The following is a 1,570-nucleotide window of genomic DNA, read 5'->3' as shown; positions in this document are numbered from 1 at the left end:
CCCTGCGGGTGTCCCTGGCGGCCGAGCGCGAGGCGCGCCTCGCGGCCGAGGCCCGTGCCACTGGCGCCGAGGCGATGATCACCCACCTCAAGCTGGTGATCGCCAAGCTGCGTCATGACAAGTTCGGCGCTTCCTCCGAGCGCGGCCGCAAGCTCCTGGATCAGCTGGAACTGGAACTCGGCGAGCTGGTCGCCGCGGCCGCTGAGGACGCGGCACGGGCGGAGAACCAGGCGGGGACACGGCCCGGAGCACCGCCGCCGCGCAGGCCTGCCCGCGGTCCTTTGCCTGCCCACCTGCCGCGGGAGCGGGTGGTGCTCCCGTCACCCGCCTCCTGCCCATGCTGCGGCGGCAAGCTGTCCAAGCTGGGCGAGGACGTCACCGAAACGCTCGAGGTGATCCCGCGGTCGTGGAAGGTCATCCAAACCGTGCGGGAGAAATTCTCCTGCCGTGCCTGCGAGCGCATCACCCAGCCGCCCGCGCCGTTCCATCCGATCGCCCGCGGCCGGGCTGGGCCGAACCTGCTGGCCATGGTCCTGGAGGCGAAGTTCGGCCAGCACCTGCCGCTGAACCGGCAGAGCGAGAGCTATGGCCGCGAGAGCGTGGAGCTGAGCGTCTCCACCCTGGCGGACTGGGTCGGCAGCGCGGCAGCGGTGCTCTCGCCACTCCACGCCCTCATCGAGGCGCATGTGCTGGCGGCGGAGCGCCTGCACGGGGACGACACCACGGTGCCGCTGCTCGCCCGCGGCAGGACGGTCACGGCGCGCCTCTGGAGCTATGTGCGGGACGACCAGCCTTTTGCCGGACCTGCGCCACCCGCCGCGGTGTTCTATTTCTCGCGCGACCGCACCGCGGAGCACCCCAAGCGGCACCTGGCCTCCTACAGCGGGATCCTGCAGGCCGATGCCTATGCCGGGTTCGGCGATCTCTACCTGGCCAGCCGCAGGCCCGGGCCGATCATGGAGGCGGCGTGCTGGGCGCATTTCCGGCGCAAGGTATTCGAGCTGGCGGAAGTCGCCCGCGCGCCGCTGGCCGCCGAGGCCGTGCGGCGCATCGACCGGGTGTTCGAGGCCGAGCGGGCGGTGAACCGGTGCCCGGCGGCCGATCGGCTCGCGCACCGGCAGAGCGTCGTGGCCCCACTCGTTGGCGACCTGCAGGTCTGGATGCTGGAGATCAGGGGCAGGCTGTCGCGCCACAACGATCTGGCCAAGGCGCTGGACTATGCCCTCAAGCGCTGGGCCGCATTCACCCGGTTCCTCAGTGACGGCCGGATCTGCCTCACCAACAACGCGGCCGAGCGCGCGCTCCGCGGCGTGGCCCTTGGCAGAAAGGCCTGGCTGTTTGCGGGCAGTGATCGCGGCGGCGAGCAGGCCGCGATGATCTACGCCCTGATCACCACTGCGAAGCTGAACGGCATCGACCCGCGTGCCTGGCTTGCTGACGTACTGGCCAGGGTGGCTGACCACCCCGCCTCCAGGCTCGACGAGTTCCTGCCGTGGAACTGGAAGCGCACTCAGGCACCTGCAACCGCTGCCGCCTGACCGTCAACCGCGGCCATCACCGGATGGGTACC

1 protein-coding gene is annotated in these 1,570 nt (G+C 71.0%); it reads left to right on the top strand.

What is annotated here, in order from left to right; translation table 11 throughout:
* Positions 1 to 8: 8 nt before the first annotated feature.
* On the top strand, positions 9 to 1,538 hold the full coding sequence (gene tnpC, locus F0Q34_RS21485) for an IS66 family transposase (protein ID WP_456316256.1): 1,530 nt from the start codon (positions 9 to 11) through the stop codon (positions 1,536 to 1,538).
* Positions 1,539 to 1,570 lie beyond the last annotated feature (32 nt).

The organism is Teichococcus oryzae, from assembly GCF_008386565.1.
GTDB classification, from domain to species: Bacteria; Pseudomonadota; Alphaproteobacteria; order Acetobacterales; family Acetobacteraceae; genus Pseudoroseomonas; species Pseudoroseomonas oryzae.
Note: the sequence above shows the minus strand (reverse complement) of the source record. Positions and strands in the feature narration are given on the sequence as shown.